We start from the raw sequence: 24,452 nt of genomic DNA on the forward strand, positions 1-24,452 counted from the left end.
TTATGAAAACAAAACTCATCAATTACATCATTGGTTTTATATTGGTTATCTACTATTGTATTAGTGTACAAAACACTTATAATCAGGTAATCTTTTATAAAAACGGATGGTATCTTGGTGAATGGCTAATCAGCTATCAGGATGGAGGTTTCAAACGTAGAGGACTCTTCGGATCATTTTTTATTTTTCTTAATGAGATTACCGGAGTGCAACTGGAATGGGCAGTCTTTACCTTTGTGACCTTGATATACACTCTGTTTTTCTTTCTTCTCATAAAACTTTTTGTTCAAAAGAAAAACACTTTACTGACCATAAGCCTACTATTACTGCCGGCAGGATTGGGGATGATTTTAAAAGATCCCACAATTGCAGCTAAAAAAGAAATTTTAATCTTTTTATTATACCTGATTTATTTTTCTTTTCTTGACGCGAAGAAAAGGGTTCCTCATTTTTGGGTAACTTTCTCCATCATTCTGGCTATCCTTAATCATGAAGTCGCCTTCTTCTTTATTCCTTTCGTCGGTTTTACCTATTTTATGAAGGATAAGGCCCCTCCACCGGTCAAAATAAAAAACATATTGCTTTATCATATTGCTCCTTCAGTAGTCACTATGATGATCCTTTATCGATTTGGATACAGTATTACTACTCCCAATTCTATTAATTTTTTAAAAGAACATGGGCTCAACCTCGTACTTCGGGGAATATACGGATATGATCCGCATTATAACGTACTGAACTTTTACAAGGCTCACCTTTATGGGTACCTTACCTATCTGATCAGTTTGTTTTTTGCAGCATTAACCTTTTTCATTTATTGTAAATTCAACAACGTTATAATCAATAAAAAATTCCTCATTATACAGGTTATTTTCCTTCTTCCCTTGTTCTACATTGCTTACGATTGGGGAAGGTGGATTAATATTTTTTTCACATTATTAACGATATTCATTGCAGGGGAACAACAGCTCAACAGCTCTCTGAAAGAAGATATCATTGCCATTATTTTGATCTTGTTTAATTCGTTATGGACAATGCTTCTTTTCACCCAAGGCTTTATGACCTATCCACCGGTTGATGCATTGATAAAAAAGATATATTACTTTATCTATTTTAAAATCCATAATTTGCTGTAAATTATTCTGAACAGTACAGAAAAAAGATTAAAATAAAATGTCGAAGATTCACATTATCATTGTAACCTACAACGCCATGAAATGGGCGGAAAGATGTTTCAGCAGCCTGAGACAGTCCTCTGTTCCGGTTACATGTTTCGTCATAGACAACGGCTCCACAGACGGAACCCAGGAATATATAAAAACGCATTTCCCCGAAGTAGATTTTACCCAATCCGAAACCAATCTTGGATTTGGAAAAGCTAATAATATCGGTATTGAAAAAGCTTACAAAGAAGACGCCGAGTTCTTTTATCTCATGAATCAGGATGCATGGATCTATGAAGACACCATGGAAAAACTTCTTGAAGTATATAATGACCATCCCAATCAGGATGAAATAGGGATTCTCAGTCCTATTCACATTGATGGAACTGAGAAATATCTTGATATTTTCCTCGATCAGTACATTGCCAAGAATTATGAGAAAACCAGAATGATCTCTGACCTGTATTTTCAAACCCTGAAACCGTATTATGAGATTATGTTTGTGAATGCTGCCCATTGGCTTTTGCCCAAAAAAACAATAGAAAAAATAGGAGGTTTCAACCCGTATTTTTTCCATTACGGCGAAGATGATGAGTACGTCAACAGGCTTCGTTTTCATCACCAAAAAGTGCTTCTGGTTCCAGGCAGCAAAGCCGTACACGACGGGGTACAATCGATTCATAAAATAGATGTCAAGAAATATCCGGATCTACGTGTGGAAACCAATATCATGAATCCGGCCATCCCGGATGGACTGGAACTGGAAAAAAAATCTTTAAAGCAGAGCATGATCAAAAACCTGGTCACAGGTAAGATCAGCAAATACAAAGAACTTTCAGAAAAATACAAAAAAATTACAGCAGAAGAGAAAAAGCTGACTGATTTCAAAAAACAGGTTGCGCAAACAGGTGCAAGTTTTCTTAATCTGTCGTAAATTAGCATATCCAAAACCGGAAAATTAATGATGAAAAATAAAATATTATGTGCGGAATAGCAGGAATTATCGGCCAGAATGCCAAAAATTATCAGGTGGAAATCCGGAAAATGACAGATTCTATGATCCACCGCGGCCCGGATTCTTCGCATTATGAGTTTTATGAAAATGCAGCACTGGGACATCGCAGACTTTCTATTATCGATTTATCAGACAATGGAAAGCAACCCATGTTTTCCAATACCAACAACGAATGCATCGTTCTGAACGGGGAAATTTACGGATATCAGGATCTTAAGAGACAATATGCCGAATATCCCTATCACGGGGGTTCTGATACCGAAGTCATTCTTGCCATGTACCAGCGAAAGCAGGAGAACCTTATCCATGAGCTTCCGGGAATGTTTGCATTTGCCATATGGGATGACCGTAAGCAACAATTATACTGTGCAAGGGACCGGTTTGGAGAGAAGCCCTTTTACTATGCCATAGGAAGCAACAATGAATTTATTTTCGCTTCAGAAATCAAAGCTATTTTAGCATCCGGACTCATTCAGCCGAAAGTAAATCCCGAAGCTCTTTCAAATTATCTGCAATACGGATATGTAAGCACGTATCAAAGTATCTACAGTAATATTTTTACCCTTCCACCAGCCCATCAGCTGATCTGGAAGGATGGAAACATAAAGGTTTCACGTTATTACAGTCTTCCGGCCAGAGACAGGGTGATCAGTCTTTCTGATGCCAGGGAAGAATTTACTTATCTTTTAAAAAACGCCGTCAAAAAACAACTTGTTGCAGATGTGGAAGTAGGAAGCTTCCTGAGCGGAGGCCTTGATTCTTCATCCGTCGTAGCACTGGTTGATGAATTTTTACCTCACCAGACCACGATCAGTTTTGGATATGATCATAAGGACAGTGAACTGAAGTATGCAAGAGAAATAGCGGATAAATACAGGACCAATCATATTGAGGTTCATGAACAAAAGAAAGATCTTGCTGAGTCCCTGCGTAATATCTCTCCTTTCTTTGATGAGCCCTTTGCAGATATTTCATTTATTCCACATTATGAAATATGTAAGAATGCGAGAAAAAATCTTACCGTGGCTCTTTCGGGAGACGTCGGAGATGAGTTGTTTGGCGGGTATCACTTCTATACGGTAGAAAATAAACTGAAAAATCACTTCAGTTATCAAAATATTATTGCAAGATTCGGACTCAATCTGTACCAGAAAATAAAACCTGTTTCTTTTCTGACCCAACAGAATTTAAGGTATGATTCCATTCTGGATTTCCATCTTAATTCGGTCAGAAATGATTTTAATAAAGAAGAACGCAAAATGCTGGGAATCTCTACGGATTACCAACAGGGATATAGCTTCACCCCGGATCCGAATTCACTAAACGACATCATGAGAGTAGACCTTGAAAACTATGTTCCTGGCAATATGATGGTAAAATCAGACCGCATGGCTATGGCTAATTCATTGGAGGTGAGAACCCCCTTTCTGGACCTCGACTTTGCTGAATTCTGCATCCAGTTACCGGATCATCTAAAACTTACCCATGAAAACGATAAGATCATCCTCCGGGAAACAATGGGTTCTTACTGGACAGAAACCATCAGAAACAGGCATAAGCAGGGCTTTGGTCTTAGCGTTAAGAGCTGGTTTGAAGAAGATAGTCTGATGAAGTTTTCTGACGACCTCCTGAAAGATAAAAATAACAAAGTTTTCAACTATATTGACTTTGATGCTACCCAAAGGTTTTTACATAAAGATAATAAACACTGGAACCTTTTGCAATTGGCGCTTTGGGCACACAATAACCAATCTGTATTATAATGCTTGATATCTCTGTAATAATTCCCGTCTACAATGCTGCTGAATTTCTTGAAAAATCAGTACTTTCCGCATTGTCATTAGACGAAGTAAAAGAAGTTATTTTAGTTGAAGATCAATCAACTGACGATTCATTGGAAATTTGCAAAAAATTAGCAGAAAACTATTCTAAAATAAAACTTTTCCAACATCCGGATCAAGGAAATCATGGAGCTGCAGCTTCCCGAAATCTGGGAATTGAAAAGGCTGGCACAAATTTTATTACCTTTCTGGATGCGGACGACTACTACCTTCCTAATAGATTTGAGGCGGAAAAAGATATTTTTAAAGATCCAAAGACAGATGCTGTTTTCGGGGCTGTAGGTATAGAATACCTTACTGAAAAGGGCAAACAGGAATTTCAATCCAAATTTAGCGACAGTACACTTACCACGGTTAATTATTCAGCAGAAGGAAAAGATGTCTTCCGTGGCCTGCTGGGACTTACACCGAAAAGTTTCGGTTCATTTTTCCATCTTAATGCTCTTACGATAAGAAAGTCTGCAATCGACCGTCACCATTTGAGGTTTAATGAGGTTCTCCGCGTACACCAGGATTCAGATTTCATTATTAAACTAGCCTATTATTGCTATCTGAAATCCGGAATAATTGATCGGCCTGTAGCGATGAGAGGAATTCATGATGATAACAGAATTACTAAAATTGTAAAATATTCACCTCAATATAATCAGAGACAATCTCTTTTCTGGAACTCTCTTTATGAGTGGTCGAAACCTCTGTCTATGGACAAAGATGTTTCGCAACTTTTGTATCTTCAGAAAAAAGCATTTGAGCTGTCAGGAAAGAAGGGCTTTTCCAAAGCGATAAGCTTATTGGGTGCTTTGCTGAAGAATCCGGATATTCTAAAAACAAAATATAGATTCACCTATCTTAATTCGTAATCGAAAAAAAATTAAATCAGATACAATAAAAGACACCCAAAATATTTAAAATCTCCTAATTTCATTGTTTTTTTCTTTTAAAACAGGACCACCCGCTTGAAAAAACACCTTTTTCTTAACGCCAGTGTCCATTTTTTCACATTTTGTTGAAAAAAATAAATCAGAATCCCCAAAACTGAAATTAAAAGCTTAAATTTCGTACTTAAAATGGTACTAAATAAAACGCATAATAATTCTAAAATTATTGCAAAGGAGAAATGAAAATGAGAATATCAGTAATTATTCCCGTTTATAATGCAGAAAAGTTTGTCTCACAGGCAGTAGAGTCAGCTCTTCAATTCGATGAAGTATTTGAAATTCTTCTGATTGAAGACAAGTCCCCGGATAATGCATTACAAGTATGTCAGCAACTCGCAGAAAAGTACGAAAGAGTGAAGCTTTACCAACACCCGGATAAAGAGAATCATGGTGCAGGTCCCAGTAGAAATCTGGGAATGGAAAAAGCATCTGGTGATTTTATCGCTTTTCTTGATGCTGATGATTATTTTTTACCCAACAGATTTGATTCTGAAAGAGAATTATTCAAAGATTCTAAAGTGGAAGGGGTATATGGAGCGCTGGGCGTTCATTATTATTCAGAAAAAGCAAAAGAACAATATTACCGTTTGTTTGGAGATCGCTTAACTACCGTGTACAAAAGATATGATCCAAAGGATGTATTCCCCGGGCAACTTCATATGCTTGGAAGCTTTGGATTATTCAGTATTGATACTTTAACAGTCCGTCGTACGTCTTTGATGAATAAGATGAAACCTTTATTTAAGGCCCATTTAAGGCTTCATGAAGACACCGAATTTCTGTTTCGCCTGTCCTATTATCTGGATCTTTATCCGGGCAGCCTTGATAAAGCCATTGCGATGCGGGGTGTACATGAAAACAACAGAATCACCAAAGTTGATATGCGGGTCATAGATCCTGCCTTTTCAAGGGCTTTACTATGGAGGGAAGTTGATCTTTGGTCACAAACTGAAGAGACCATTTCTGAAGAAGTAAAAACTCACATCAAAAGAATGCACAGAAGCTTTGAAATAGCCAAGGCTCCTATTTTGAAGAAATGGGGAATGATTGTAAAATACATGGTCACAGATTACAGAAGCATCAGATCCGGACTTTACAATATTAATTTCAGGCATTCACTACTATCATAAGCAAATGCTACATTAAAATATCAAAAAGAGACATTATTCTAGTCGCGGGAGCAGAAAAGTGAAATAGATATATCACTAATGGATATAGATAAATATCTGTATTTTTTTAATAAAAAAAATCTGTTATAAATACTTACAATTGACTATATTGCAATAGTTTTCAAACACAAAGATGAAATAAAATCAAGTTCAATAATGAAGATTTCAGTAATTATTCCTGTTTATAATGCCGAAAAATATGTTTCGCAAGCAGTAGAATCTGCCTTACAGTTTGATGAAGTTTATGAAGTTATTCTGATAGAGGACAAGTCTCCGGATAATGCACTGCAGGTATGTGAACAGCTTTCCGAAAAATATGAGAAGGTAAAACTTTACCAACACCCCGATAAAGGAAATCATGGGGCGGGTCCCACCAGGAATTTAGGAATCTCAAAATCTACCGGTGATTTCATCGCTTTTTTAGATGCAGATGATTATTATCTTCCCAATAGGTTTGATGCTGAAAGAGAGCTTTTCAAAAAGCAGGAAGTAGAAGGCGTATATGGAGCTCTTGGTGTACATTACTACTCACAAACGGCAAAAGAACAGTATTATTCGTTATTTAAAGACAAGTTGACAACTGTTTATAAAAGACATGATCCTAAAGAAGTTTTCCCGGGTCAGCTTCATATGCTGGGAAGTTTTGGACTGTTCAGCATTGATGCGCTGACGATTCGTAAAGATTCCTTGATGACAAAAATGAACCCTTTATTTAAATCTACTTTAAGACTTCATCAGGATACAGAATTTTTATTCCGTCTGTCCTACTACCTTGACCTTTATCCCGGCATCCTGGACAAGGCGGTTGCTGTAAGAGGAGTACACGAAGACAACAGAATTACGGTCGTAGATTCTAAAAAAGTAAATCCGGCCATTACAAGAGTTCTCCTGTGGAAAGAAGTAAATGAGTGGGCAAAAAATGAAGATACAATCCCGGAAAATGTAAAACTGCACATCGAAAGAATGTACAGAAGTTTTCAGATCGCCAACACATCTACGGTACAAAAATGGAAAATGATCCTGAAATACCTGATAACAGATTATAAAAGTATACGGTCGGGAATTTATAATATCAACTTCAGAGAAAATTTATTTTAAGCCTTTCTTATCCTGCAGAATAGAATCGGCAATCTGAGCAGTAAATACCTTACCGGATTCTTTATACATGTGATTTCCGTCTGTGTACTCAAAATCTGCATAATTCTTCGAAAAATCAAACACTTTTATATTATGTTTTCGTCCAATGTCTTTCAACGACTTGCTGAACATTGGAAATTTTTCATTTTCAAGAACCATCAATTTCTCAGATGCAGGAATGCGAACTATATACACTTTCCCTCTTGTTCGTAGGTAGCTGATAATTTCTTCAAATGCTTTTAATCTCTCGGGGGATAGTTCTGTTTCCTTTGCCAATACTTGATATCCTTCAATTTTTTTTATTGTTCTCGCGGCTACCGAATCTTTGTTCATATCTACATTCACTTCCATCCATCCGTCTTTATGCAAAAAAGTATTAGATTTACCTGCTTCTTCTCTCTCGGTATATATTTTAAACCAACTTCTTGAATAGTTTTTGAGTAAGTATTCATAATTGGGAGAAAGATCAAAGAAATACATATTATTCAATGGAGAATTTTCATCCGGGAAATCTTCTGTTTTTTTAATAGAGTTAGCAAGCGATACATTCCATGGGCTTATGCTTAAAATGAACGTACCCCTTTTAGTATCGGGATCCAGCTTTCGTTTCAAAGCTTTCAAATAAACCTGACCATAAGGAGATTGAGCAATGTTCAGGGAAAAATTATCAAAAGGCACAGAAAGTTTATTTTTTAAAACTTCAGGTAATATTCCTTGAGATCCTCTGGAATCTCCCAAGATAATATTCTGTGGTTTCTTAACAGCAAAATGCATGTAATTATCATCTGTATTACCGTCAGCATAAGATCCCAGCACAGCAAGGGTAATAAGCACTGCAGCGCAATAAGGTAGTATTTTGATTAAAAATTTTTTCATGCTAAAACTGAAAATAAATGAATGCATTATTTCCGAAATTGGCGTAACGAAGAATAATGAAAATAAGTATAATATAAAAGAAACGTCTTATCCATGGAGAGAACCTTTTAATTTCCAATCCATGAAAACGTTCCCTGTTAATCCATTCCACTATCAACATTATTGCAATAAGAGCCATTGCTTTAACAGGTAAATGAGGAATAGTAAAAAGCTCGGTACTGCATATTCTTTTTATATACTGATAGGCCTGAGTGACAGATTCTGCTCTAAAAAAAATCCAGGCAATACAAGTGACAGAAAATGTGATGATAATCTGAAGACATTCTTTAGCTGACGGTAGCCATTTCCCCTGAGCCGCCACTTCAAGATTCTGGCGATTTTTATTCATAAGCAAAAGAGGCATAAAATACAAAGCATTAAGACCGCCCCAAACAATGAATGTCCAGTTGGCGCCATGCCAAAACCCCGAGACCAAAAAGATAATAAAGGTATTCCTTATTTTCATTGGAAGACCTCCTTTGCTTCCCCCTAACGGAATATAAAGATAATCTCTGAACCAGGATGAAAGTGAAATATGCCATCTTCGCCAGAATTCGGCAATATCTCTCGAAAAATAAGGGAATGCAAAGTTCTTCAGCAACTCAATACCAAACAATCTGGAAACACCCAGTGCTATATCGGAATATCCTGAAAAATCTCCATAGATTTGAAAAGCAAACAGGATCGCTCCAACAACAAGAGTGCCGGGGCTTTCTGTATGATAATGAGTAAAAATTTCATTAACTAAGGGGGCACAATTGTCAGCAATCACCATTTTCTTGAAAAAACCCCAAAGAATCTGGCGCATCCCATCTACAGCCTGTTCATAATTAAAGATTCTTTGTCTCTGTATCTGTGGCAGCAGATGGGTCGCCCTTTCTATGGGTCCCGCTACCAAAAGAGGAAAATAACTTACAAACACGGCATAATCTGTAAAGTTTCTTTCAGCTTTAATCCTTTTTTTATAAACATCTATTACGTAAGACAGCCCGTGAAAAGTATAAAATGAAATTCCCACAGGAAGTATCACATTGAGAAGCCATACATTAGCTTTAAACCCAAAACCGTTCAGAAGATCAGCAAAACTTCCGACAAAGAAGTTATAATATTTGAAAAAACCTAAAAAACCTAAATTGATAACAATACTCAGGGTAAGCCAGAATTTGGCTTCACGATTATTTTTACTGTTTTCAATCTTGATTCCTGACAGATAATCTAAACCAATAGAAAACATTAACAAAAACAAGAATCTCCAATCCCAGCAAGCATAAAAATAAAAACTCGCCAGTAATAACAATCTGTTTTGATGTTGAAATTTTCTATTGAAAACAAACCAATAACAGCAGAATACTATCGGTAAAAATATAAGAAATCCTAGGGAATTAAATAACATATACTGCTTTTAGAAGTTAATGATATATTCTCATACTTCCTTTGAAGCCGGGAGACTTCAACTTCTATATTATTCTTTCGAAAAAAAAACAAAATTATAAGGCTTTTCCGTATGGAATAAGTCTTTTTTTTGGTGGGAACATTGGCTATTTCAATCACTGTGAATACTTTAAAGTTACACAAAAATAACTATTTTCAACTAATTTTTATTTTTTTCAAATAATCTCTTAGTGGTTTTTCAATAAACTGATAAAATAAAACAGAGGTTATGATAAGAACGACCATATATATCCAAAAAACATTATCAATACCCAGATCATAGTTTTTCAGCTTCAGAACTTCTCTCAAGATGTACAGAATGGGAATATGGGTAATATAAACAGCATAACTGGCTTCTCCTAAGTATTCCAAGGGTTTGAATGAGAACAATCTTGTCAGCATCCCGTTATTTTTGGATATCAAAACGATAAGAGGAATAAATAAAACGGCCATCAGACCATTGTGGTAAAATAAAGGAACAAAAATTAAAGAAAATATAATGAATAGAAAGATGATAATAATGGAAAGATCATAATTCTTTTGTCTTGTATTTTTCACAAAAAATAATCCTGCAAGGTTTCCGACTAAAAATTCATTGATATGCATCATAGGGAAATAATACAGCAGCTCATGGCTTTCCGTGTGAGGACCTTCATAATAAGATGAACCGAAATACAAAGTACAAAACACCTGGGTCACCACCCAGATCATTATACTGACCACCCAGATACTTTTATTTCCTCTGGAATAAAAATAATTGTACAACAGAGGAAAAATAAGGTAAAACAGAAATTCAACTGAAATAGACCAGCCGGGGAAATTCAACACCATGGCCTTTCCGGGAATCCAGCTTTGAAGCCCAAACAAGTATAAAAAACCGTCATATATACTGAAGCCCGAATACCTCGTAACGAGATAAAGTAATAACCCCAGGACGTACAGAGGATAAATTCTGGCAAATCTGTTTCTATAATAATCCAGATAAGCAATTTTCTCTTTCCTGTGGTAGGCTACAATCATAATAAAGCCTGAAAGAATAAAAAAATAGCTTACTCCTACATTGGCTTTCAGAAAAATATTGGAAATGTAATCGATTTTATACAGGAACAGATCTTTATTAAAATGGGAAATGACAATAGCCATAGCCGCAATAAACCGGGTAAATGTAATCTGACTTATCTTCATACAAACTATATCAGTAAAGTACTGTAAGTTATTTAAACATTATTAATCCGGAAATCTTCTACTGGCTTTATCATTCAACAGATCGGCACCTCTCGGTTATTTAATAAAAACACCGATGTATTTCCCTTCATATTCTACTACTGTAGTTTCAATATCATTATGCTCACAAAAGTCCTGATATGCAGAATTATCACCAATATCATCGCTGATGAAAACACCTCCTTTTCCTAAGTGCTTATAAAGTTCCTGGTAAGCCCAGATTCTTCCGTTATAGCTTTTATCGGAATCATAATGAAGTACATCGAAAACTGCATTCTCAGAAAATATCTTCGGCAGCGATTCCTTGTCTGCAAAACGGAAAAGCTTCCAGTTTGCTCTAAGATTCTGGGGAACTACATAGCCTACATATTGATCGCCATCCTGAGCCAGATAAGGCATGTCTGAACTGTACAAGGTCCCGTTTCTCTTTGCCAATGATAAAAGTGAAGCTAATGAAGACCATCCGTAGGCAACCCCTGTCTCCACCACATGCTGAGCATTTGTAAACTCACAGGCATAGTAGATCAGTTCCAAAGCACCGGGGCCTCCCATTTTTACCGGGCATTCTTTTTCTCTTTGATCTGCCTTAGCTAAAGTCTCCTGGAAATCATTACGAAAAGAATCTATTTCCAAGCCAAAGAGTTTTGAAACAGCCTGCTTTTGTGATACCGCTCTTTCAGCCGCCCATAGATTGGTCTTTTCTTTTCCTTTAAAGGCATTATCCCTGTTTATTGTATTTTTAATAATTTTCCGGCCTAATTCCGGATAAAGGTCAGGTCTTTTAAGGTACCCGACAAATGTTTTGAGAACTCTTGTTATTTCATTCACTGTATTGCTTTTAAGAGGACAAAAATAAAGATTTTTTTTCCATTTATGTAAAAACAGGTTATATTTGTGGGACTCAAATGAAAAAAAAGAAGGGCCGTATCCCCGTAATGAAAAAAGCCAATTTACAACCAGCACTCCATTTTCCCGGTAACGGTTTTCGTTCTGCCGAATCCCTGAATGGTCTATCAATAGAGAAGCATTGTATTGTCATCAGACAGGAATTAATTTTCAATACCATTTTAAATTAACATGAAGTTTTCTGTACTTATCGCTCATTATAATAATGCAAGGCTATTCAGAGAATGTTATGATTCTTTACTTTCACAGAAATATCAGGACTGGGAAGCTGTCATTCTTGATGACGCTTCTTCGGAAGCAGAGAAGGAAGTAGTAAAGAGCATTATTGCAGGAGATAAAAGATTCAGGTTTTTTGAAAATGAAAAAAACTCCGGTGTCGGGATTACAAAAAGTAAACTTATAGAACTTGCAACCGGGGAAATTTGTGGTTTTGTAGATCCGGATGATGCTATACTTCCGTCGGCTATAGAATCGGCTGTACATATTTTTAAAAGTAAAAAAAATGTAGTCCTTACCTATTCCAGATTCATGGCCTGTGACAAGAACCTTACGCCTATCACTCCGTACAAATCGGCCATGCAGGTAAGAAACGGAGATCCTTATTTCTTTAATTATCCTATTCAGATCGGACATTTTACAACATTCCGAAAAGATATTTATGAACAGACGGATAAAATGAATCCGGAATTACGCATTGCCGAAGACCAGGATCTTTATCTGAAAATGTATGAGAAAGGAGATGTCTATTTCATCAATGATGTCAATTATCTTTATAGAGCTCATGCAGGAGGTATTTCACAAAATGACAATAAAGGAAGATCTTATGATTACTTTGCAAAGGTTGTGTTCAGTACCATGAAAAGAAGAAAACTAACCCACATCAATGGAAAAAAGATTCCGGACACCTATTCCAATCATCAGGAAATTTTTGCCCTTTTGGAATATCAGAACGGAATCTGGTTCAGAATAAAGAAAAACATCGCTATTACCTTACAAAAACTCTTCAGATAATGTCAGAAAACAAAAAAATAAAGGTTCTTTTCAGACACCGTTTTATGGAAATGGGTGGTGTGGAAAAAGTAATATTAAGTATGCTCAACAACCTGAACCCCGATAAGTTTGATATAACGATATGTCTTACTCTCAATCAGGGAGAGCTTAAAGATGAAATCCCCAGCCATGTAAAAAAGGTATATATCACTGAAGGGAAGGAAAGTTTTTCCAAAAACCCACTGATTCATAAACTTCAGCTTGTCCGTCGCAGAATACAGCTGGCCCGTGCTGCGAAGGACCCTAGATTTTCAGACCGTATCTTAGAAAACACTCAATTTGATATTGAGATTGCGCCATCCTACTCTACATTTTTACCGGTAATTAATTCCAGCAACAAGGCATCAAAAAAAATCGGTTGGTTTCACTCTGAAATTAACATCCCGGCAATGAAACCATTGGTTCCGAATATTCTGAAAAGTTTTCCAAAGTTTGACCATATGATCTATTGTTCCCAAAACATTAAAGATCTTATGCATAAATGTTATCCGGACTTACAATATCCTGCGGAGAGTGTTGTCATCAATGCCATTCCTATTGAAGAGATTAAAAAGAAAGCAGAGGAAGCCATAGAGCCCCTTCCGCAAGGTCCTGTTTTTGTATCAGTCGGACGCCTTCACAGTAGAAAAGGATATCATAAACTGATTGATGCCCATAAAAAACTTATAGACGAAGGATTCCAGCATAGTGTAGTTGTTATTGGAAATGGTGAAGAGATGAACAACCTGACGGAGCAGATTAACGCCAATAATGTGGAGAACAGCTTCATTCTAACCGGTAATAAAATGAATCCCTATCCTTATATAAAAAATGCGGATTATTTTATTCTGTCTTCCGAATCTGAAGCATGGCCACTCGTTATTGCTGAAGCATTAATTCTGCAAAAACCTATTATCGCGACTGAAACGGGTGATGTAGGTCTTATGATCAAAGACAGAGAAACAGGATATCTCATCAATTATGATACCCGGGAAATGTATGAGGCGATGAAAACTTTCCTTACGGATACAGAACTTATTTCGAAGATTAAGAAAAACCTTGAAACAATTGAAGATCAATTTGACAATAAGAAAATTTTTAATGCTGTAGAAAAGATTATCGAAGATCTATCCCAAAAATAATTACTGAGCAGAATATCCCCCGTCTACGACCAGATTGGATCCAGTGACCCATCCCGCTGCATCAGAAAGCAGGAAAATGCATGCATTGGCTACATCTTCGGGTTTTCCGATTCCAAGTGGATGTTTTCTAATGATTTCTTGTGCAGCATCTTCTCCTATACTTTCAAACATATTCTCCAAAATGGGTGTATTCACCATCGCCGGACTGATACTATTGACCCGAATATTGCTTCGGGAGAGCTCCATAGCCAAAGAACGGGCTCCTGAAATGACGGCCCCTTTGCTCGATGAATAAGCAGCCTTTCCAATCTCTCCCACCATACCTGCAACAGAGGAAATAAATACAAAACTGGAAGTTTCGGTTTTATATTTTTTGAGGGATAATATCTTTGCAATTTCAAATCCGGCAATAACGTTAACTGCAAAAATATCCTTATATAATTGGGGGGTATGTTTTTTCAGAGGAAGAGTTTTTTCAACTCCTGCACAATGAATAAATCCTGAAATCTTTCCGATACTCGATATCTTCCCGGCGATAAGTTCTTCGAGGTTTTCAGATGTTGTAATATCGGCAGCAATAATTTCCCATTGGGTATTGGGAGCCAGCATCGATACTGTTTTTTCAAGCTCCTCTTCGTTTCTGGCAACTAAAATCAGACTGGCACCACTTTTACTGCATTCTACAGAACAGCTTCTCCCGATCCCGGAAGAAGCCCCTGTAATAAGAATAGTTTTATCTTTTAATGAAAACGGATTCATTAGTCTTCAAAATTTTCTGTGCCGATCACTTTCATCAGATCAGAGACTGTTTCTACATCTTTAAAATCTCTTGTATCAACTGTTTTATTAAAGTTTTCATCAACAAAAGCAATGATAGATAGCAAACTGATGGAATCATAACTTTCTAATTCTTTCAGATTCGTATCTACAGTCAGCGACTGCTCTTCTTCTAATTCTTCTTGCAATTTTTCCAAAAAAACGGATGTCTTCATATATTTTTTATTTATTATGGTATTTATTACATTTCCACCAGGGTTGCCCCCCAGGAATATCCTACGCCAAAACCAGCCATTAGAACCTTCTCGCCACCTTTCAGCATCCCTTTATCAATCATATTTTTCAATGCGATCGGAATAGTAGCTGAAACAGTATTTCCTGTTTTTTCCATATCAATATAGAACTTTTCTGCCGGTATTTTTATTTTTTTTCTCAAATAGTTCAGCATAAAGGAATTAGCCTGATGAAAAACAAAATAATCTATTTCTTCCATTGTCACGCCGTTTGTCTCCATGGTTTCTTTTACCAGCCCGGGAATATTTTCGATCGTAAAATTAAAAATCTCGGGGCCATTCATATAAAGGTTTTCTGCTTCAAACTCATGATCCGGATTCAGCTCAAAGCCGGTTCTGAAAGCTCCTTTCTTCACGATAAGGTTTTCTGCTCCACTCCCGTCAGTCCCTAAACAGAATTTATACTCTCTTGCAGTATCATCCTTTTCAACAATAACTGAAGCAGAGGCATCTCCGAAGATACTGCGGTTTCCCTTATCTTTAGGATGGATATGTTTGGTATAGGTTTCTGAGGTAACCAACAAAATACTTTGAGCAATTCCTGCTGCTATTAAACCTTTGGCAAATGCCAGACCATACACAAATCCGGAGCACCCCAAATTGAAATCCATGGCGCCAATATTCTTTCTTAGCCCAAGTTTATCCTGTAAAATACAGGCCGTAGTGGGTAAAAAGTAATCAGGACTTTGTGTACAAAAAAGGATGAAGTCGATTTTGTTTTTGTCATAGCTTTCAAAAAGCTTTTTTGATGACTGGATAGCCAGATCTAAAACCGTCTCATTTTCAGCAGCAACATGACGCTCTGTGATCCCTACCTTTTCTTTAATTCTGTCTGAACTCCACTCAGGAAATTCTTTCTCCAGATCCTCATTGGTAAGAACATACTCAGGCAAATAATATTCTATTTTAGAAATTTTTATCATAGAAATTCTTTTCTTTGTAGAAGAAACAAATTTAGAATAATGATATTGCTATACCGTATCATATTAAAAATTCATACGACCTATCAATACATCATCAAGCAAATTTACCTTAAAATTTGTATTGCGAAAGGATTAAAGGTAGGAAAAAATGTTCGCTTTGTAGAAGTTCCCGAACTCGGCACAGAACCCTTCCTTATTGAAATAGGTGATGAAACCACTCTTTCCAACAATGTAAGGTTCATCAATCACGACGGAGGATACAATGCTTTGCATTTTTTCGAAAAATATAAAGATGTAAGAGCATTTGGACGCATAAAAATAGGGAAACAATGCTTCATCGGTGCTGACACGATCATCATGCCCGGTGTTGAAATGGGAGACAACTGTGTTCTCGGTGCCGGCTCAATTTTAACCTCTTCTATGCCCCGTGGAACGGTGTATGCCGGAATTCCTGCCAGATACATATGCACCATTGAAGAATATGGTGATAAAGCTTTACAAAACAACACCATGTATCCAAGAGAACTGGAACCAGAAAGAGCAAAACTGGAAGATTATATTAAGAAGAACCTTCCTTTTACGTATAAACCTATTAAAAAATAAATGGCTGAAAAAAAGAAAATCCTTATCAGAATCGGTTCCCTACGACATGGAGGTGCAGAAAAAGTCTTAATTAATTTTCTAAAAAACCTGCCGGAAGACAAATATGAGGTTGATTTGCTGATTAACCTTTATACCGGCATGTACATTAAGGAAGTACCGTCATGGGTGAATTTACACTACCTGATCAAAGGTGAGATGATTACAACCAACAGACCACATGAAATTCCTGTCAAGGCATTCAGGGTGCTTTATCAGAAAATGTTCCTGATGTTTCCGTCTCTGCTCTATACATTTGTTTTAAAAAATAAAAAGTACGATGTTGAAATTGCGGCGATCCATGGGATGTACAGAGAGCTTTTATCCAGTCCGCAGAAAGATTCAAAAAAAATCATCTGGATTCAGAATGATATTTTTAACCTGAAGGAATATACTCCGGATATCATCAGACAATTTTTCAAATTTGACAGAATCCTGGTTATTTCCAACAAGCTTAAGGAAGAAATGCAGAAACTGGCTGCATCGGATAAGGAAAAACAGTCGGTTATCAAAATCTTTAATCCCATTGATAGAGAAGATACCCTTCAAAAAGCGAATATGGAAATTAAAGATTTCCCGTTTTCAGGAGAACTCCCAACATTTATCACAATAGGCACTGTGTACCCTCAAAAAGGATATGACAGACTTCTCGATGTTCATAAAAAGCTGATGGATGAAGGGCTGAAACATCAGATTATCATTATCGGGGATGGATTTGATTTTGAAAATATTCAGTCGAAGCTTAATCAACTGGGGGTACAGGAAACCGTAAAAATGTTAGGATTCCGAAGTAATCCTTACCCATACCTGAAACAGTCGGATTTTTATGTTATGTCTTCAAGGCACGAAGGTTTTCCAACCATTATTGCTGAAGCTCTCATTCTGAATAAACCCGTTGTTTCTACGGATGTTTCGGGAATAAAAGATCTTCTTCAGGACGGTAAGCTGGGCATCATTACCCCCAATTCAGAAGACGGAATCTACGAAGGCATGAAAAAATTCCTTACCGAAAAAGGCCTTGCAGGTCAGTACGAAAAAGAAATAGCCAATACAGATCTTCCTTTCGTACTTCAAAAATCGGTAGCCTATCTTCAGGAAATTATTGATGAAGTATAAAAAATTCATTATGCCAGAGTACACAGCAATACAGAAAGATTTTTACAGAGAAAGCGGTAAATGGCTTTCTACCCTTAAGATTTGGGCCAAATGCATCAATCCCAACCTTCATTATATTTATATTCTGAGAAAAGCTCAGCAATACAAGAAAAGATCGGTGTCGGGTGTATTCTGGAGAATGGTCCTGAGGCATTATCAGATCAAGTATGGCTTCCAGATCTACCCGGAAACAGAGATAGGAGAAGGGTTTTACTTAGGACACTGGGGAGCACTGGTTATCAATCCGAAAACCAAAATCGGAAAAAACTGCAATATTGCCCAGGGCGTTACTATAGGACAGCAAAACCGCGGTAAAAACGAAGGTTTCCCCATCATTGGTGATGAAGTATGGATTGGCCCCAATGCGGTCATAGTAGGAAATGTCAATATTGGAAACAATGTACTCATTGCTCCAAATGCCTACGTCAACTTTGATGTTCCTGCTGATTCCGTTGTTGTGGGAAATCCCGGGAAAATCTATCCGGCATCTGATGCCACAAAAGGTTATATCAATAATAAAATTGACTAGTTATTACATTTTTTAGTTAGATTACAGAGATATTCACTGATCTGAATCTCTTCCCTTTACACATACAGAATTAAAAGTAAGCCCTTGATTGATTAATTTTCGGGTGTAGATGAATATTTTTTAATCTGTGGAAAACTGATTTGCTGAATTCCACAAAATTTAAAAATATTTTAATCTGCAATTCCAGAATAATGATTTATACTTTGTACTTTTATCTTAGTTTTTTTAAACGTTTGGATTATGGAATGGTAAAGAATTTCATTAAAGCAAAGTATATCGTTAATTTACATATGATTTTAAGCATATTTTAATATTAAACTTTGTTAAAGGTGATTGATTCTTGAGCAAAAATTATATTTTTGCATGATTATTGATTTAATCTATTGATTTTAAAAATAATTTAAACGAAACAAATAATTATAAACCTTTTAAAAATTTAAAATTATGTCACAATCGTACGAAGTTATTTTTGAAAACAATAGAAAATGGGTAGAATCCAAAGTATCAGAAGACCCGAATTTCTTCCAGGAGCTGGCAAAAACTCAACATCCTGACTATCTGTATATCGGATGCTCAGACAGTAGAGCAACAGCGGAAGAACTGATGGGTGCAAAACCCGGAGAGGTTTTTGTTCACAGAAACATAGCCAATGTTGTGAATACTTTAGATATGAGCTCCACAGCAGTAATTCAATATGCTGTAGAACATCTGAAGGTAAAACACATTATTGTATGTGGACACTACAACTGCGGAGGTGTAAAAGCAGCTATGACTCCTCAGGATTTAGGATTATTAAATCCTTGGTTGAGAAACATCCGTGATGTGTACAGATTACATCAGGCAGAGCTTGATGCCATCGAAGATGAAGACAAGCGTTATGACAGACTTGTAGAGCTTAACGTTCAGGAACAGTGCATCAACGTTATAAAAATGGCTTGCGTACAGGAAAGATACATTTTGGAAGAACAGCCTATTGTACACGGCTGGGTATTCGACCTGAGAACAGGTAAGATCATTGATTTGGAAATTGATTTTGAGAAAACCTTGAAAGATATTCAAAAAATCTACAACCTTACAGGTTCTGACTGGGTAATGAGCAGAAAGACGAAATAGTTTTTCTAAAAAGAATGTAAGATGAAATTCTGGAGTATTATTGTATTAACGTTTTTTTTGAATTTTACAGCGCTGCCGAGCATTGCTGCGATTGCAGGCTGGAATATTCAGAGAACGAATATCATAATCAATGAAGAAGAACCACATTCTCATGCCTCCTCACTAATTGTTTACGAAAAGACCCTTCCGAAACCTTTGGACGTTTTCGACTATCTGAAATTTTCAGAACCCGATCTTCAGGGGATGTCTTTTGTATTGGTAGATGATTCCTTTCATCTGGGCCCTCTGTTAACTATATTTTCTCCGCCTCCGGAAGCTTAATTTTAAAGTGTAATTAGATTTTTTTTTAATAGGTATTCAGGTCTTTTCAAGGCATTGAATATCATGCGCGTACTTTAAAATTAAATTTCCAATCTTTTATAATTGATTATTTAGGAATAAATCAGTCGGTTATATATTCTCAAAAATATCATGAAAAAAACATCATTTTTAGGAGGAATCAAGGAGAATTTCCCTTCTGGACTCGTTGTATTCTTAGTTGCACTTCCGTTGTGCTTAGGAATCGCCTTAGCATCCGGAGCACCACCGTTATCCGGTATTATTGCAGGGATTGTAGGAGGCCTTGTTGTAGGGTTTCTCAGCAATTCCAATATATCGGTTTCAGGACCTGCTGCAGGTCTTACCGCTATTGTGCTTACCGCCATTACTGATCTTGGAGCATTTGAACTTTTCCTTTGTGCCGGGATCATTGCAGGGCTTATTCAATTGGTTTTAGGGTTTGTAAAAGCTGGAAGTATTTCCAACTATTTCCCCAACAACGTGATTGAAGGAATGCTTGCTGCCATTGGTATCATTATTATTTTAAAACAGATTCCCCATGCATTAGGATACGACAAGGATCACGAAGGGCATGAAAGTCTTTTTGATAATGGGATCAATTTTAATTACTTCAATGAATTGCTGAACGACATACATCCGGGAGCTATCATTGTAACATTGGTCTCTGTAGGAATTCTTCTTGCGTGGGATAAAATCCCGGTTTTAAAAAGAATGAAAATGCTACCGGGTGCCTTAGTTGCCGTTGTTGCCGGAATTGTAATCAATGAACTTTTCAAAGCATCGGGAAGCTCTTTGGCTATCGCTAAAGAACATTTGGTATCCTTACCGGTTCCGAAATCGTTGGACGATTTTAAAAATCTGATTACCATGCCCGATTTCGGAGGATTTACCAATCCTAAGGTATGGATCGTAGGTGCAACTATCGCCATTGTAGCATCTATTGAGACTTTACTTTGTATTGAAGCATCAGACCGATTGGATAAACAAAGAAGGATCACAGACACTAACCTTGAACTTAAAGCTCAGGGAATCGGAAACCTGGTAAGTTCATTTATCGGAGGACTTCCAATGACATCTGTGGTGGTGAGAAGTTCTGCCAATGCCAATGCAGGGGCAACGACTAAAATGTCAGCGATGATCCATGGGGTACTTTTATTGGTATGTGTCCTTACCATTCCTGTTGTCTTAAATCTGATCCCGTTGGCAACCCTAGCCGCAGTTTTGATTTTGGTAGGATATAAATTGGCAAAACCGGCTACTTTCAAGCACTTCTGGCATCTTGGAAAATTCCAGTTTGTACCGTTTGTAGCCACTGTGGTGGCTGTGGTGGCAACCGACTTATTAAAAGGAGTGGGAATTGGTCTTGCGATCTCTATTTTCTATATCCTTCAGGGGAATATGAAAAGAGCTTATTATTTGAGCAGAGAAAAGCTGGATGATGCTGATGGTATCAATATCAAACTGGCTGAGGAAGTTTCATTTTTAAATAAGGCCGCAATCAAAAAGACTCTTAAAAATATCAAACCTAATTCTACAGTAACAATTGATGCGAGAGACACTTCTTATATTGCCACAGACGTTCTTGAGATGATTCAGGATTTTGCCAATATCCGTGCAAAAGAAGAAGACATCACCGTGGAACTTTTAGGCTTTAAAACATCATACAGAGACTACGAAAGAAGTCAGGATTCTCACATTTTAATTACTCATAAAAGAGCAATGTAAGCTCATTAAACATCAGTTATTTTTTTTAACTTTAAAATTCAAAACAATACAATTATATGAAAGCACATACATACGAAACTCAATCGACCATCACACCTGAAAAAGCATTAGAATTTTTGAAGGAAGGAAACCAAAGATTTGTCAACAACCTGAAAGCAAACAGAGACCTTCTGGAGCAGGTAAATGCTACGCGTGAAGGACAATGGCCTTTTGCTGTCGTGCTAAGCTGTATAGACAGCCGTACATCTGCAGAACTTATTTTTGACCAGGGATTGGGGGATGTTTTCAGTATCAGAATTGCCGGTAATTTCGTTAACCAGGATATTCTTGGTTCAATGGAATTCGGATGTAACGTTGCCGGTTCTAAACTTATCGTGGTTCTGGGCCATACTAAATGCGGGGCATTAAAAGGAGGTCTTGATGCAGCACAAATCGAAGGGATGGGAATGGATAACCTTAACCATCTGATCAATCATTTCAGCCCGATCATCGATGAAGTGATTGAAGGTAACGAGGAACGTTCATCAAAAAACAGCTCTCTTCTGGAAAGATTAAATCAGCAGAACGTAAGAAATGCGATTGAAGATATCCGTAAGCAAAGCTCAACGCTTAAGAACCTTGAAGATGAGGGCAAGATTAAGATCGTTGGAGCCAATTATGATGTAGAAACCGGTGCAGTAACCTGGTTATAAAATCTGCATTATCCCAATTCAGCTAGCTAGTACAAAAAATAATATAAAAGAGCTCCGGCTCTGACAACTTGATTGGAAATCAATTTTAAAGCGCAACAATAAGGCCATCGGAAATCCGATGGCCTTTATTTTTTGCTACATGATACACTTTATAAAAGTAAATAGTTAACCATAAAATATATTGAACCGGCAAAATGATCAATATATTTCAATTCAAGGACATTCATTTTTAATTAATGAAGATTAATTATACATTGCAATTGCTTTTTAAAGGAATATCTAGGTGCTGCTGGTGCAATTTGTGGATCTATAAGCCAGATTTCCAAAAATATAAAAGCTGCTAAAATAGGTGCTCCGCAAGGAACAATTTTAAAAGGAGCTCCTATTGCCCAGGGAAGAAGTGCATGGACCCTGAACAATACTCCGAAAACAACCGCAGTGGGGATAACACCAGTGAAAACAACTACTCTGAATTGGAGATATAGATTTTGCGGTCGATGAAGTGGTTGGTTATGAGCTCGCAAATGAAAAGCCGGTATGATGCTTTATCTTTTGATAAGCCCATGTCAGATGAGAAAAGAAGGAACGATTACAGGAATTTTTTAATACTACTATCACACTGTTTGTAAGTAACCTTATGACAAAATATAATATTATTGACTTAGAAAGCAAAGGAGAGATAATTCTTCTAACTGTTTTCAAAATAATAACAAAATAAACACATATGATTTTTCCAAAAGCAAAAAAAATAGCCAAAGACCTTGGCTGGTACAAAACAGGCGATGGCGTATTCGGGCTTTATAAAGGTTACTTTTTTAATGTTTCAGATGCAAACCTGATAAGCAGCCCTCAATACAAATTTGTATCTGCAACTACAGGCAACCTGACAGAAGAAAAAAAGCTGCAGATCAACGTAGAGCTGGTCACCAATAAAAAGAGGTTAAAATTTACAAGTTTTGAAATTGGAGATACCTGTATTTTCTTCCGGTTTGCAGAAACCTTTATTTACACTAAGCTTAAGACGGTTTATTCTTTGTTTGACTTTTTAGTTGATCTCTTCAAAAAGCTCAATATACCGGAACAAAGCAAATGTCATAGCTGTGGAACAAATCAAAAAATCAATTATTATGACTCAAATGATAATGGCATCATACTTTGTGACACTTGCTTCCATAAGACCAATAATAAATTCTATGAAATTGAAAAGGAAAGAATTTCAAAAGAAAAAGATTATGTGACAGGATTATTTGGTGCCGTAATATTTTCAATTCCAGGTATTATACTTTGGGTCTTACTGGCCGTATATTTAGGAAGAATGGCCTCTGGAATGGCCTTTATTATTGCTTTTTCTGCTTTCCTAGGATATGGCATTTTAAAAGGGCGTGAAGGTGTATTAAAAAAGTATATCATTTTTCTGACAAACATGGTAAGCATTATTATTGCCAATACTATAACTGTAATTGCTTTACTGATAAAACAGGACGCCACTGTGAAGCAGGCAATATCAGAGCTACAAACCAATGAAGCAGTAAAAGAAGCATTTTACGCCAATATGGTACTTTCTTTTATATTGGCATCAGTCGCCTGGATTTGGATATTGTTTATCATGAAGGACAATACACTCACCATAAAAAAAGCGGATAAGTTTTAGAAGAAAAACATTGGATATAAACTTACAAAAGACACTGTGAACAGCAATTAATTATCATATTTTATAATTTTTAAAACATATTACATGAAAAAACTATTATTAAGCTTAAGTGTAGTGATCGGAACTATTTCGTTTGCTCAATCTGCAGACCGACCAAGATTTGGCATTAAAGCCGGAGGTAACCTTTCTAGTTTTACTGGAGGTGATTCAAAATCTAAAATCGGATATTATGCTGGGGCTTTTGTTAATGTCCCTTTATCTGAGGCATTCAGTATTCAACCCGAAATTGTTTACAGCCAACAGGGTGCAAAAGCAAAAGACGATTATGAAATGGCAACTTATACAATAAAGAATATGCAGCAAACTCTTGGTTATATCAATGTTCCTGTAATGCTTCAATATAATGCCACACCGGAATTTTATCTGGAAGCCGGCCCCGAATTTGGACTTCTTATAAGCGCTCAGGCGAAAGTAGATATTAATGGCAGTACATATAAGGCTGATAATAAAGATAGTATGAAAAGCTTTAATTTTGGTGCCGGGATAGGATTAGGATATAAATTTACACCTAACTTAGGAGTGAATGCCAGGTATATTGCCGGCATAACTAAAATTTTAAAAAATAACTTTGGAGATTCTTCCAAAAATACTAATTTCCAGCTTGGTGTAAATTATTATTTTTAAAAAGAATTAGATATCTTCTTAA

General features: G+C 36.6%; 24 protein-coding genes. 17 read left to right on the forward strand and 7 right to left on the reverse strand.

The genetic code is table 11. From position 1 onward, the window contains the following. The first annotated feature begins 2 nt into the window (after positions 1-2). The 6 genes from M030_RS0101000 to M030_RS0101030 all read left to right on the forward strand — a co-directional run bounded on the left by M030_RS0101000 (position 3) and on the right by M030_RS0101030 (position 7,224). Positions 3-1,136: a hypothetical protein gene (locus tag M030_RS0101000; protein ID WP_027371825.1), complete on the forward strand. Its 1,134-nt coding sequence runs from the start codon at positions 3-5 to the stop codon at positions 1,134-1,136. A gap of 37 nt (positions 1,137-1,173) precedes the next feature. Beyond that, positions 1,174-2,097: a glycosyltransferase family 2 protein gene (locus tag M030_RS23565; protein ID WP_034721890.1), complete on the forward strand. Its 924-nt coding sequence runs from the start codon at positions 1,174-1,176 to the stop codon at positions 2,095-2,097. A 47-nt stretch (positions 2,098-2,144) separates the two neighbouring features. Next, a complete protein-coding gene (gene asnB / locus M030_RS0101010; RefSeq protein ID WP_027371826.1) occupies positions 2,145-3,941 on the forward strand; it encodes an asparagine synthase (glutamine-hydrolyzing) in 1,797 nt (598 codons plus the stop codon). Then, positions 3,941-4,879, forward strand: a complete 939-nt coding sequence (locus M030_RS0101015; protein WP_027371827.1) for a glycosyltransferase family 2 protein — start codon at positions 3,941-3,943, stop codon at positions 4,877-4,879. The genes asnB and M030_RS0101015 overlap by 1 nt, the downstream gene beginning before the upstream one ends. Positions 4,880-5,142: 263 nt before the next feature. Then, complete coding sequence (locus M030_RS0101025) at positions 5,143-6,087, forward strand: glycosyltransferase family 2 protein (RefSeq protein ID WP_027371828.1); 945 nt, start codon at positions 5,143-5,145, stop codon at positions 6,085-6,087. Positions 6,088-6,282: 195 nt separating this feature from the next. Beyond that, positions 6,283-7,224 (forward strand): glycosyltransferase family 2 protein, encoded by a 942-nt coding sequence (locus M030_RS0101030; RefSeq protein ID WP_027371829.1) that lies wholly within the window; start codon positions 6,283-6,285, stop codon positions 7,222-7,224. On the opposite strand, the gene M030_RS0101035 is transcribed toward M030_RS0101030, so the two are convergent. The 4 genes from M030_RS0101035 to M030_RS0101050 all read right to left on the reverse strand — a co-directional run bounded on the left by M030_RS0101035 (position 7,216) and on the right by M030_RS0101050 (position 11,661). Continuing rightward, on the reverse strand, positions 7,216-8,139 hold the full coding sequence (locus M030_RS0101035; protein ID WP_228375173.1) for a hypothetical protein: 924 nt from the start codon (positions 8,137-8,139) through the stop codon (positions 7,216-7,218). The two genes, M030_RS0101030 and M030_RS0101035, sit on opposite strands and share 9 nt — an antisense overlap. Before the next feature lies 1 nt (position 8,140). Next, complete coding sequence (locus tag M030_RS0101040; RefSeq protein ID WP_027371831.1) at positions 8,141-9,571, reverse strand: MBOAT family O-acyltransferase; 1,431 nt, start codon at positions 9,569-9,571, stop codon at positions 8,141-8,143. 194 nt (positions 9,572-9,765) lie between these two features. Beyond that, positions 9,766-10,794, reverse strand: a complete 1,029-nt coding sequence (locus tag M030_RS25180) for an acyltransferase family protein (RefSeq protein ID WP_081806281.1) — start codon at positions 10,792-10,794, stop codon at positions 9,766-9,768. A 96-nt stretch (positions 10,795-10,890) separates the two neighbouring features. After that, entirely contained in the window at positions 10,891-11,661 is a 771-nt protein-coding gene (locus M030_RS0101050) for a class I SAM-dependent methyltransferase (RefSeq protein WP_027371832.1), read from the reverse strand. Between the two features lie 249 nt (positions 11,662-11,910). Between M030_RS0101050 and M030_RS0101055 the strand changes: the two genes are divergently transcribed. Then, complete coding sequence (locus M030_RS0101055) at positions 11,911-12,750, forward strand: glycosyltransferase family 2 protein (protein WP_027371833.1); 840 nt, start codon at positions 11,911-11,913, stop codon at positions 12,748-12,750. Continuing rightward, entirely contained in the window at positions 12,750-13,910 is a 1,161-nt protein-coding gene (locus tag M030_RS0101060) for a glycosyltransferase (RefSeq protein WP_027371834.1), read from the forward strand. Before M030_RS0101055 ends, M030_RS0101060 begins: the two co-directional genes overlap by 1 nt. On the opposite strand, the gene M030_RS0101065 is transcribed toward M030_RS0101060, so the two are convergent. From M030_RS0101065 to M030_RS0101075, 3 genes are read right to left on the reverse strand one after another with little or no spacing between them, the layout of a single operon-like run. Further along, on the reverse strand, positions 13,911-14,669 hold the full coding sequence (locus M030_RS0101065) for an SDR family NAD(P)-dependent oxidoreductase (RefSeq protein WP_027371835.1): 759 nt from the start codon (positions 14,667-14,669) through the stop codon (positions 13,911-13,913). Then, positions 14,669-14,902, reverse strand: a complete 234-nt coding sequence (locus tag M030_RS23575; protein ID WP_034721895.1) for a phosphopantetheine-binding protein — start codon at positions 14,900-14,902, stop codon at positions 14,669-14,671. The genes M030_RS0101065 and M030_RS23575 overlap by 1 nt, the downstream gene beginning before the upstream one ends. 26 nt (positions 14,903-14,928) lie before the next feature. Continuing rightward, complete coding sequence (locus tag M030_RS0101075; protein WP_027371836.1) at positions 14,929-15,903, reverse strand: ketoacyl-ACP synthase III; 975 nt, start codon at positions 15,901-15,903, stop codon at positions 14,929-14,931. Between the two features lie 39 nt (positions 15,904-15,942). Between M030_RS0101075 and M030_RS0101080 the strand changes: the two genes are divergently transcribed. The 9 genes from M030_RS0101080 (at position 15,943) to M030_RS0101125 (ending at position 24,430) form a co-directional block, all read left to right on the forward strand. Further along, positions 15,943-16,506 carry an acyltransferase gene (locus M030_RS0101080; RefSeq protein WP_027371837.1) on the forward strand — a complete coding sequence of 188 codons (564 nt, stop codon included), beginning with the start codon at positions 15,943-15,945 and terminating at the stop codon, positions 16,504-16,506. Beyond that, positions 16,507-17,658: a glycosyltransferase gene (locus tag M030_RS0101085; RefSeq protein ID WP_027371838.1), complete on the forward strand. Its 1,152-nt coding sequence runs from the start codon at positions 16,507-16,509 to the stop codon at positions 17,656-17,658. 10 nt (positions 17,659-17,668) lie between these two features. Beyond that, positions 17,669-18,226: a serine O-acetyltransferase gene (locus M030_RS0101090; protein WP_034721977.1), complete on the forward strand. Its 558-nt coding sequence runs from the start codon at positions 17,669-17,671 to the stop codon at positions 18,224-18,226. A 444-nt stretch (positions 18,227-18,670) separates the two neighbouring features. Further along, positions 18,671-19,339 carry a carbonic anhydrase gene (locus M030_RS0101095; RefSeq protein ID WP_027371840.1) on the forward strand — a complete coding sequence of 223 codons (669 nt, stop codon included), beginning with the start codon at positions 18,671-18,673 and terminating at the stop codon, positions 19,337-19,339. 21 nt (positions 19,340-19,360) lie between these two features. Continuing rightward, entirely contained in the window at positions 19,361-19,660 is a 300-nt protein-coding gene (locus tag M030_RS0101100) for a hypothetical protein (RefSeq protein WP_027371841.1), read from the forward strand. A gap of 150 nt (positions 19,661-19,810) precedes the next feature. Then, complete coding sequence (locus M030_RS0101105) at positions 19,811-21,403, forward strand: SulP family inorganic anion transporter (RefSeq protein ID WP_027371842.1); 1,593 nt, start codon at positions 19,811-19,813, stop codon at positions 21,401-21,403. Between the two features lie 56 nt (positions 21,404-21,459). Continuing rightward, positions 21,460-22,095 carry a carbonic anhydrase family protein gene (locus tag M030_RS0101110; protein WP_027371843.1) on the forward strand — a complete coding sequence of 212 codons (636 nt, stop codon included), beginning with the start codon at positions 21,460-21,462 and terminating at the stop codon, positions 22,093-22,095. 724 nt (positions 22,096-22,819) lie between these two features. Beyond that, complete coding sequence (locus M030_RS0101120) at positions 22,820-23,746, forward strand: hypothetical protein (RefSeq protein WP_027371845.1); 927 nt, start codon at positions 22,820-22,822, stop codon at positions 23,744-23,746. 84 nt (positions 23,747-23,830) lie between these two features. Further along, entirely contained in the window at positions 23,831-24,430 is a 600-nt protein-coding gene (locus tag M030_RS0101125) for a porin family protein (protein ID WP_027371846.1), read from the forward strand. The last annotated feature ends 22 nt before the right edge of the window (positions 24,431-24,452 follow it).

Source organism: Chryseobacterium sp. UNC8MFCol (assembly GCF_000482305.1).
GTDB classification, from domain to species: domain Bacteria; phylum Bacteroidota; class Bacteroidia; order Flavobacteriales; family Weeksellaceae; genus Chryseobacterium; species Chryseobacterium indologenes.

What these genes read in the sequence shown, in the direction of transcription:
- M030_RS0101000 (WP_027371825.1), top strand. Translation starts at nt 3, where the DNA reads ATGAAAACAAAACTCATCAATTACATCATTGGTTTTATATTGGTTATC.
- M030_RS23565 (WP_034721890.1), top strand. Translation starts at nt 1,174, where the DNA reads ATGTCGAAGATTCACATTATCATTGTAACCTACAACGCCATGAAATGG.
- asnB (WP_027371826.1), top strand. Translation starts at nt 2,145, where the DNA reads ATGTGCGGAATAGCAGGAATTATCGGCCAGAATGCCAAAAATTATCAG.
- M030_RS0101015 (WP_027371827.1), top strand. Translation starts at nt 3,941, where the DNA reads ATGCTTGATATCTCTGTAATAATTCCCGTCTACAATGCTGCTGAATTT.
- M030_RS0101025 (WP_027371828.1), top strand. Translation starts at nt 5,143, where the DNA reads ATGAGAATATCAGTAATTATTCCCGTTTATAATGCAGAAAAGTTTGTC.
- M030_RS0101030 (WP_027371829.1), top strand. Translation starts at nt 6,283, where the DNA reads ATGAAGATTTCAGTAATTATTCCTGTTTATAATGCCGAAAAATATGTT.
- M030_RS0101035 (WP_228375173.1), bottom strand. Translation starts at nt 8,139, where the DNA reads ATGAAAAAATTTTTAATCAAAATACTACCTTATTGCGCTGCAGTGCTT.
- M030_RS0101040 (WP_027371831.1), bottom strand. Translation starts at nt 9,571, where the DNA reads ATGTTATTTAATTCCCTAGGATTTCTTATATTTTTACCGATAGTATTC.
- M030_RS25180 (WP_081806281.1), bottom strand. Translation starts at nt 10,794, where the DNA reads ATGAAGATAAGTCAGATTACATTTACCCGGTTTATTGCGGCTATGGCT.
- M030_RS0101055 (WP_027371833.1), top strand. Translation starts at nt 11,911, where the DNA reads ATGAAGTTTTCTGTACTTATCGCTCATTATAATAATGCAAGGCTATTC.
- M030_RS0101060 (WP_027371834.1), top strand. Translation starts at nt 12,750, where the DNA reads ATGTCAGAAAACAAAAAAATAAAGGTTCTTTTCAGACACCGTTTTATG.
- M030_RS0101065 (WP_027371835.1), bottom strand. Translation starts at nt 14,669, where the DNA reads ATGAATCCGTTTTCATTAAAAGATAAAACTATTCTTATTACAGGGGCT.
- M030_RS23575 (WP_034721895.1), bottom strand. Translation starts at nt 14,902, where the DNA reads ATGAAGACATCCGTTTTTTTGGAAAAATTGCAAGAAGAATTAGAAGAA.
- M030_RS0101075 (WP_027371836.1), bottom strand. Translation starts at nt 15,903, where the DNA reads ATGATAAAAATTTCTAAAATAGAATATTATTTGCCTGAGTATGTTCTT.
- M030_RS0101080 (WP_027371837.1), top strand. Translation starts at nt 15,943, where the DNA reads ATGATATTGCTATACCGTATCATATTAAAAATTCATACGACCTATCAA.
- M030_RS0101085 (WP_027371838.1), top strand. Translation starts at nt 16,507, where the DNA reads ATGGCTGAAAAAAAGAAAATCCTTATCAGAATCGGTTCCCTACGACAT.
- M030_RS0101090 (WP_034721977.1), top strand. Translation starts at nt 17,669, where the DNA reads ATGCCAGAGTACACAGCAATACAGAAAGATTTTTACAGAGAAAGCGGT.
- M030_RS0101095 (WP_027371840.1), top strand. Translation starts at nt 18,671, where the DNA reads ATGTCACAATCGTACGAAGTTATTTTTGAAAACAATAGAAAATGGGTA.
- M030_RS0101100 (WP_027371841.1), top strand. Translation starts at nt 19,361, where the DNA reads ATGAAATTCTGGAGTATTATTGTATTAACGTTTTTTTTGAATTTTACA.
- M030_RS0101105 (WP_027371842.1), top strand. Translation starts at nt 19,811, where the DNA reads ATGAAAAAAACATCATTTTTAGGAGGAATCAAGGAGAATTTCCCTTCT.
- M030_RS0101110 (WP_027371843.1), top strand. Translation starts at nt 21,460, where the DNA reads ATGAAAGCACATACATACGAAACTCAATCGACCATCACACCTGAAAAA.
- M030_RS0101120 (WP_027371845.1), top strand. Translation starts at nt 22,820, where the DNA reads ATGATTTTTCCAAAAGCAAAAAAAATAGCCAAAGACCTTGGCTGGTAC.
- M030_RS0101125 (WP_027371846.1), top strand. Translation starts at nt 23,831, where the DNA reads ATGAAAAAACTATTATTAAGCTTAAGTGTAGTGATCGGAACTATTTCG.